This window comes from Dactylosporangium sp. NPDC051485 (assembly GCF_040682015.1).
Taxonomy (GTDB): domain Bacteria; phylum Actinomycetota; class Actinomycetes; order Mycobacteriales; family Micromonosporaceae; genus Dactylosporangium.
In genome coordinates this window covers 1-8,142 of sequence record NZ_JBFAZW010000203.1, presented here as the reverse complement: position 1 = coordinate 8,142, position 8,142 = coordinate 1, and the positions used below count along the sequence as shown (strand labels likewise).

The 8,142-nt window shown below is 74.7% G+C and carries 8 protein-coding genes; all 8 read left to right on the top strand.

The annotated features are described in order from the left end of the window. Nucleotides 1–366, top strand: a 366-nt coding sequence (locus tag AB0M46_RS50210; RefSeq protein WP_363348660.1) for a hypothetical protein, incomplete at its 5' end; no start/stop codon positions are given. Nucleotides 367–613: 247 nt separating this feature from the next. Continuing rightward, nucleotides 614–2,140 (top strand): ABC transporter substrate-binding protein, encoded by a 1,527-nt coding sequence (locus AB0M46_RS50205; protein ID WP_363348658.1) that lies wholly within the window; start codon nt 614–616, stop codon nt 2,138–2,140. Beyond that, nucleotides 2,137–3,153: an ABC transporter permease gene (locus AB0M46_RS50200; RefSeq protein WP_363348656.1), complete on the top strand. Its 1,017-nt coding sequence runs from the start codon at nt 2,137–2,139 to the stop codon at nt 3,151–3,153. Before AB0M46_RS50205 ends, AB0M46_RS50200 begins: the two co-directional genes overlap by 4 nt. Continuing rightward, nucleotides 3,150–3,935, top strand: coding sequence for an ABC transporter permease (locus AB0M46_RS50195; protein ID WP_363348654.1), 786 nt, complete (start codon nt 3,150–3,152; stop codon nt 3,933–3,935). The genes AB0M46_RS50200 and AB0M46_RS50195 overlap by 4 nt, the downstream gene beginning before the upstream one ends. Beyond that, complete coding sequence (locus AB0M46_RS50190; RefSeq protein WP_363348652.1) at nt 3,922–4,881, top strand: ABC transporter ATP-binding protein; 960 nt, start codon at nt 3,922–3,924, stop codon at nt 4,879–4,881. Before AB0M46_RS50195 ends, AB0M46_RS50190 begins: the two co-directional genes overlap by 14 nt. Further along, nucleotides 4,881–5,840, top strand: a complete 960-nt coding sequence (locus tag AB0M46_RS50185) for an ABC transporter ATP-binding protein (RefSeq protein WP_363348650.1) — start codon at nt 4,881–4,883, stop codon at nt 5,838–5,840. The genes AB0M46_RS50190 and AB0M46_RS50185 overlap by 1 nt, the downstream gene beginning before the upstream one ends. Next, nucleotides 5,837–6,982 (top strand): acyl-CoA dehydrogenase family protein, encoded by a 1,146-nt coding sequence (locus AB0M46_RS50180; protein ID WP_363348648.1) that lies wholly within the window; start codon nt 5,837–5,839, stop codon nt 6,980–6,982. The genes AB0M46_RS50185 and AB0M46_RS50180 overlap by 4 nt, the downstream gene beginning before the upstream one ends. Continuing rightward, entirely contained in the window at nt 6,979–8,106 is a 1,128-nt protein-coding gene (locus AB0M46_RS50175; protein ID WP_363348646.1) for an LLM class flavin-dependent oxidoreductase, read from the top strand. The genes AB0M46_RS50180 and AB0M46_RS50175 overlap by 4 nt, the downstream gene beginning before the upstream one ends. Nucleotides 8,107–8,142: the final 36 nt, after the last annotated feature.

Below are 8,142 nucleotides of genomic sequence, written 5' to 3'. Positions count from 1 at the left end.
GCCGAGGTGGTCGGGCTGCGCGCGGACGGGCCGCACCCGGGCGCGGCCAAGGAGGCGGAGGGCGGGCTGCGGTACGCCTTCCCGACCCTCGTCTTCGAGGGGCCCTCCGGCCGGGCGATCGTGCCCGGGTGGCGCCCGCTGCGGGTGTACCTCGACGCCGCCGAACGGGTCGCACCGGGCTGCGTGCGGGGGCGTGGACCGTTCGGCGACCTGGCGGCGTACCGCAGCCTCACCGGGCCCGAACTGAGCCTCCTGACGGGTGCCGACACCCCGCCACCGGGCGCGGCCGAGGTGTGCACTCCGGGCGGATCCCTGTTCCTGGACCGCGACGAGGCCGCCACCCATCCTGCCACATCGAGGGTTTAATTCCTATCTAAGCCATCGGTTTCGTCTCGATACATAAGACACATCCCGATGGCTATTGACGACAGTTCGGCCGTCTCCGCATGATGGGCCCATGACCTCGACCCACCCCGGCGTGGCGCGTCGCTACGTCGACTTCCGGCGCACGGCCAGCGCTCTCTGTCGATAGGTCCTTTCCGGCTTCCCTGTGCGCCCCTTGCGCGGGCGCGGATCCCGCACGCCCTCAGGCTCTCGAAAGGCATTGACGATCGTGAATAACATTGCAGCACTGAGCCGCCGTTCGTTCCTCGCTCTCGGCGCCGCGACGCTGCTCGCCGCGTGCGGCGACGGGACGGCCGGGCCGGGCGCCGTCGGTGGGACGGGCGGCACCCTCAAGTGGGGCTGGGCGCTCACCACCAGCTGGGACCCGGTCACCTCCTCGGCCGGCTGGGACGTGCACGTGCTGTCGCTGGTCTACGCCGGGCTGACCAAGCTCGACCAGCAGGGCAACGCCGTGCCCGCGCTGGCCAGCGGGTGGAAGTACAACGCCGACGGCACCGAGGTCACCTTCACCCTGCGGCCCGGCCTGACGTTCAGCGACGGCTCGCCGCTGGACGCCGCCGCGGTCAAGAAGAGCCTCGAGCGCGGCCGCGACCTGCCCAAGTCGCTCGTCGCCGCGCAGCTGGTCAACGTCAAGGAGGTCGTGGCGCCGGACGGCGGTACCGTCGTCATCCGGCTCGGCGTCGCGGACTTCCAGATCCCCAACCTGCTGGCCGGCAAGACCGGCATGATCGTGAACCCGGCGGCCCACGCCGACCCCGGCGCGCTCGCCCTCAAGCCCGCCGGCGCCGGGCCGTTCACGCTCACGTCGTACACCCAGAACGCCAAGGCCGTGCTGGTCAAGAACCCGTCCTACTGGGACGCGGCGAACATCAAGCTGCAGAACTTCGAGGCCTACCCGCTGCCCGAGGCGGCCACCGTCGTCGCCGCGCTGCAGTCCGGGCAGTACGACGTCGCCCAGATCCCCGGCAGCCAGGTCGAGGCGGCCAAGGCGGCCGGCCTGCAGGTCCAGGTCATCCCCTCGCTCGTCGTCGCCGTGCTCGACGTGAACATCACCAAGAAGCCGTTCGACGACCCCAAGGTGGCCGAGGCGCTGCACTACGCGGTGGACCGCGCCGCGCTGCTCAAGACCGCCTCCTTCGGCCACGGCGAGGTCGCCTACCAGCCCTTCCCGAAGGGCTACGCCGGCTACGACCAGGCCCTGGACGGGATCTACGCCTACAACCCCGACAAGGCCAAGGCGCTGCTGGCCGAGTCCAGCTACAAGGGCGCGCCCGTCGACGTCGTCATCACCACGTCGGCCGCGGCCGGGGTGCCCGAGCAGCTGCAGTCCCAGCTACAGGCGGCCGGCTTCCGGCCCACCATCGAGGTCATCCCGCAGGCGCAGGCCACCCAGCTGGTGTACGTCCAGCACTCCAAGGCCCTCTTCGTCGACCAGTTCGCCGGGCGCGACTCCGCCGTGCAGGCCTTCCAGGTGCTCTTCGGCAAGGAGGGCCTGATGAACCCCGGCCGGGTGCAGCCCCCGGAGCTCGCCGAGGCCCTCGCGAAGGTCAGCTCGACGCCGCTGGACGACCCGAAGTACCCCACCGTCCTGCAGGCGGCGACGGCGGTCGCGGTGCGCAGCATGCCCAACGTCTTCCTCTACACCGTGCCGCGCATCCTGGCCCGCCGCCCGAACGTGTCCGCCATCCCGGAGTTCACCGTCGTGCAGCGCTTCGAAGGGGTGACCGTGTCGTGACCGCGCTGCTGCAACGCCCGCCGGCCCCGGCTCGCGCCCGGCCGGCGCCACCCGGACGGGCGCGGCGCCGCCGCCACGGCTGGCTCGGTGCGGTGGCCACGCCCGTCGTCGTGTTCCTGTTCTCGTCGCTGCTGACGTTCTCCCTCGGCGCGCTGTCGCCCAGCAACCCGGCCGCGGCGGTCCTCGGCGAGACGGCCACGCCGGCCGACATCGCGCGCATGAACCACGAGTTCGGCCTCGACCGGCCGTTCCTGGTGCAGTACGCCGACTGGCTCGGCGGCGCCCTCACCGGCGACCTCGGCCGCTCGTACTTCACCACGATCCCGGTCGCCGACAGCATCTTCGCCGCGCTGCCGGTCGACCTGGCCCTCGCCGGCCTGGCCATCCTGCTCGCCGTGCTGCTCGGCGGGGCCGCCGGCATCGCCGCCGCGCTGCGCAGGGGCTCGCGGCTGGACCGGGCGGTCACCGTGGTCGCCTCGGCGCTGGGCACGCTGCCGCCGTTCGCGATCGGCATCGGCCTCGTGGTCGTCTTCTCGGTGCTGCTGAAGCTCCTGCCGGCCGGCGGCTACATCGGACCGCAGCACGGGCTGCTGCCCTGGCTGCGCTTCGCCATCCTGCCCGCGCTCGCGCTGAGCCTCGACATCGCCGCCTCCATCGCCCGGCAGCTGCGCACCTCGCTCGTCGCCCAGCTCGGCGAGAACTACGTCACCGGCGCCGTCGTGCGCGGCCTCGGCGCCCGCCGGGTGCTCTTCGGCCACGCGCTGCGCAACGCCGTCGGGCCGGCCCTGACCGTGCTCGGCGTCGCCGTGCCGACCGTCCTCGGCGGCGCCGTCGTCACCGAGAAGATCTTCAACCTGCCGGGCCTCGCCCAGCTCGCGTTGCAGGCCTCGGCCCAGCACGACGTGCCCCTCATCCAGGGCACCCTGCTCGTCGCCGTGACGGTCGTGCTGCTGTGCAACACCCTGGTCAACCTGGCCCTGTCCCGGGTCACCCCGCAGGGCCGGCGGCCGTGAGGCGCCTGGCCCTGGCCGGGCTGCTGCTCGTTGCCGTCCTCGCCGTCGCCGGGGGCCTGCTCGCCCCGCACGATCCGCTCCACCAGGACCCCGACCTCGCCCTGCACGCGCCGACCTGGGCCCACCCGTTCGGCACCGACTACCTCGGCCGGGACGTGCTGAGCCGGCTCGTCGCCGGCACCGGCGCCACCGTCGTGGCCGCGATCGAGAGCGTCGGCGTCGGGCTGCTGCTCGGCGTCGCGCCCGGCCTCGCCTCGCTGTGGCTCGGCCGGGGCGTCGAGTGGGTGCTGCTGCGGGCCGTGGACGCGCTCATGACCCTGCCGTTCATCGTCTTCGCGGTCGCCGTCACCGGCATCCTCGGCAACGGGCTCACCCAGGCGATGCTGGCCATCGGGGTGCTCTTCGCGCCGCTGTTCTTCCGGGTCACCCGGGCCGCCGGGCTGGCGCTCACGCGGGCGCAGTACGTGGAGGCGGCCGAGCTCTTCGGCGCCTCCCGGGCGCGAGTCCTGCGCACCCACGTGTGGGGCAAGGTGCTGCCGACCGTCGCGGTCACCGCCGCCCAGGCCACCGGGGGCGCGCTGCTGGCCGTGTCGTCGCTGACGTTCCTCGGCATCGGCGTCCAGCCGCCCGCGCCCACCTGGGGTGGCGTCCTCGCCAGCGACCTGGGCTTCCTGGCCCAGCAGCCGTGGGCGCCGATCATCCCGGCCGCGCTCATCGCGCTGACCGTCGCTGCCCTCAACACCCTCGCCGACGACAGGGGGGCTCTCCGTGCTGCGCGTTGACGACCTGCGGGTCACCGTCGGCGGCGACCTCGAGGCGGTCCGCGAGGTCTCCCTCACCCTCGGCCCGGGGGAGGCGCTCGGCCTGGTCGGCGAGTCCGGCTCCGGCAAGACGCTCACCTGCCGGGCCGTGCTCGGCGTGCTCCCGCCCGGCGCCGCCGTGGCCGGCGGCCGGGTCACCCTGGGCGAGGTCGAGCTGACCTCCCTGGACCGCAAGGGCTGGGACCGGGTGCGCGGCGGGCGCATCGGCGCGGTCTTCCAGGACCCGGCGTCGTACCTCAACCCGTCGCTCACCGTCGGCCGCCAGCTCGCCGAGCAGCTGCGCCTCAAGCGGGGCCTGCCGCGCAAGGCGACCCGGGCCGCAGCCGTGGACCTGCTCGCCGCGATGGGCATCCGGCGCCCGGAGGCGGTGCACGACCAGTACCCCCACGAGCTGTCCGGCGGCATGCTGCAGCGCGCCCTCATCGCCATCGCCGTGGCCGGCGAGCCGGAGCTGCTCGTCGCCGACGAGGCCACCACCGCGCTCGACCCGGCCGTGCAGGCCGAGGTGCTGGAGCTGCTGGGCGACCTGCGCGCCCGCCGGGGCCTGGCCCTGCTGCTGGTCAGCCACGACCTCGCGGTGGTCGCCGAGGTGTGCGACCGGGTGGCCGTCTTCTACGCGGGACAGATCGTCGAGCAGGGCCCGACCGCCTCGGTGATCGCCAACCCGCGCCACCCCTACACCGCGGCGCTGCTGCGCGTGGCCTCGCTCGGCGACTGGCGCCGCCGCGAGCTCGAGGTGATTCCCGGGCGGCCGCCATCGGTCGGGGCCTCGGGGCCGGGCTGCGCCTTCGCCGAGCGGTGCGCGCACGCCGCCGAGGGCTGCGCCGCGCCCGTGCCATTGTCCATAGTGGACGACCGGGTCGTGCGCTGCCACCGGGCCGGCGAGCTCGCCCTGGCGGGTGCGTGATGGCCGCGCTGCTCGACATCCGCGACGTCACCGTGGAGTACGACGGCCACCGCGTCCTCGACGGCGTCAGCCTGGCCGTGCGGGCCGGGGAGATCCTCGGCGTCATCGGCGAGACCGGCTCGGGCAAGACCACCCTGGCCCGCGCCGTGGCCGGGCTCGCACCCGTGCGCTCCGGGCACATCGACTTCGCCGGCACCGAGCTCACCGCCCTGCGCGGCCGGGCGCTTCGGGCCTGGCGGCGCACGGGCGCGCTGCAGTACGTCTTCCAGGACCCGCTGCGCGCCCTCGACCCGCAGCACACCGTGGCCGCCGCGGTGGGGGAGGGCCTCGCGGTAGCCGGCACGTTCACCGCGCCCGAGATCGCCGCCCGGGTCGAGGGTGCCCTCGCCCGGGTCGGCCTCGACCCCGACCTGGCCGGGCGGCGCCCCGGCGAGATCTCCGGCGGCCAGCGCCAGCGCGTCCTGCTGGCCCGCGCCCTCGCCGTCGGGCCGCGGCTGCTGCTGTGCGACGAGCCCGTCTCGGCGCTGGACGCGTCCAACCGCAACCACGTCCTGCGCCTGCTCGCCGGCCTGCGCGACACCGGCGTCACCGTCGTGGTCATCTCCCACGACCTGAGCTCCCTCGCCGGCATCGCCGACCGGGTCGCCGTGCTCTACGGCGGCCGGCTCGTCGAGCACGGCCCGATCGGTGAGGTGCTCACCGCGCCCCGCCACCCGTACACCGCGCTGCTGGCCGCCTCCTCGCCCAGCGTCCGCCGCGTGCGGCCGATCCCGGCGGCGAGCCTGCGCGGGCCCGGCGACCGCGCGGTGCTGCCCGGCGGCTGCTCGTACGCGGGCCGCTGCCCGTTCGCCACCGGCGCCTGCGACACCGCCCCCGCACTGTCCACCGTGGACGGCGACCGGGCCGTCGCGTGCCACCGCGCGGCCGAGTGGCGCGGTTTGGTACAGGTGGGGTCATGACCACAACAGACCTCAGCACCATCACCGCCGAGCTGGCCGGCCGCGCCGCCGAGCACGACCGGGACGCCTCCTTCCCGCACGAGGGCATCGCGCTGCTGCACCAGCACGGCCTGCTCACCGCCACCGTCGCCGCGCGGTACGGCGGGGCGGGGGCGGGGCTCGGCCGTACCGTCGAGATCCTCACCGCGCTGGGCGCCGGGGACCCGGCCGTCGCGCTCGTCACGGCGATGACCCTGTTCACCCACGCCGGGCAGGCGCTCGCCCCGACCTGGCCCGCGCCCCGCTACCGGCAGCTGCTGGCCGAGTCGGCGGCCGCCCCCACGCTCGTCAACGCGTTGCGGGTCGAGCCCGAGCTCGGCACCCCGGCCCGCGGCGGCCTGCCCGCCACCGTGGCCCGGCGGGTCGCGGGCGGCTGGTCGCTGAGCGGCCACAAGATCTTCTCCACCGGCGCGGAGGCGCTCGCCTGGATGCTCGTGTGGGCCCGCACCGACGAGGACGAGCCGCGCACCGGTTCGTTCCTGGTCCGCGGCGGCAGCCCCGGCGTGCGCATCGAGCGCACCTGGGACCACCTCGGCCTGCGGGCCAGCCGCAGCGACGACGTGATCCTGACCGACGTCCACGTCCCGGTCGACGCCACGCTCGAGCTGTCCGCGCCCGTGGCCGACGCCCGCGGCGCCGAGCTGTTCGCCTGGAACTGCCTCGGGCTCACCGCGCTGTACCTCGGCGTCGCCCACGCCGCCCGCGACTTCCTCGCGCGGTTCCTGCACGAGCGGGTCCCCACCTCGCTCGGCCGGCCCCTCGCCACGCTGCCGCGGTTCCAGGCCGCGGTCGGCGAGATCGAGGCGCGGCTGTGCGCGGCCGAGGTGCTCGTCAAGGCCCTGGCCGCCGGGGTCGACGCCGGCGACCCGGAGTCGGCCCGCCGCGCCCCGATCGGCAAGCTGCTCGGCGCCCGGGCCGCCATCGAGAGCGTCCAGGAGGCCGTGGCGCTCATCGGCAACAACGCGCTGAACCGGCGCAACCCGCTCGAACGGCACCTGCGCGACGTGCTCTGCGCCCGCATCCACACGCCGCAGGACGACACCATCCTGACCGCGGCCGGCAAGGCCGCGCTGTCTCGTTCCGGAAAGGCATTGCATCCATGACCGTCGAGTTCATCGGCATGATCGGCACCCAGCACGTCTCGGAGATCCACGCGCCCGCGGGGCCGGTGATCGACCCGGCGTACACCCGGCGCTTCGCCCGCGCCCACGAGGACGCCGGCTTCGACCGGATCCTCATCGGCTACGGCTCCGGCTGGCCCGAGGGCGGCCAGGTCGCCGCGCACGTCGCCGCCCACACGGAGCGGCTCGGCCTGCTCATCGCCCACCGCCCCGGCTTCGTCGCCCCGACCCTGGCCGCCCGCACCTTCGCCACCCTCGACCAGTTCAGCGGCGGCCGGGTCGCCGTGCACACCATCACCGGCGGCAACGACCACGAGCAGCAGCGCGACGGCGACTACCTGGGCAAGGACGAGCGCTACGCCCGCACCGACGAGTACCTCGAGATCCTGCGCCGGGCCTGGTCCTCGCCCGAGCCGTTCGACTACGACGGCCGGTACTACAAGTTCGCCGACTTCGCCGCGCACGTCCAGCCCGCGCACCGCATCCCGCTGTACTTCGGCGGCTCCTCCGAGGCCGCGTACCGGGTCGGCGGCAAGCACGCCGACACCTTCGCCCTGTGGGGCGAGCCCCTCGCCGAGACCGCCGAGCAGATCGCCTCCGTGCGCGCCGCCGCGGCCTCCGCCGGGCGCCCCGACGCGCCGGGCATCAGCGTCTCCTTCCGCCCGATCCTCGGCCCGACCGAGGAGCTCGCCTGGGAGCGCGCGCACGCCATCCTCGACACCATCACCAGCGGCCACAGCTCCTGGCAGCGCGGCTCCTGGGGCACCACCGGCGCCCCGCAGAACGTCGGCTCCCAGCGCCTGCTCGCCGCCGCGGCCAAGGGCGACCTGCACGACCGTGCACTGTGGACGCCCACCGCGAAGGCGACCGGCGCCGGCGGCAACTCCACCGCCCTCGTCGGCACCCCGGAGACCGTCGCCAAGGCCCTCCTCGACTACGTCGACATCGGCGTGACCACCCTGCTGATCCGCGGCTACGACCCGCTCGACGACGCCATTGACTACGGTCGTGACCTGCTGCCCCTGGTACGCCAGGAGCTCGCCCACCGCGCAACCCCGACGCCGGTGTGCTGTACCTGCGCTCGTATCTGCTCATGCGGGCGGTGATCGGCTTCCTCGGGGTCGCACTGCCCTTCGCGCTCG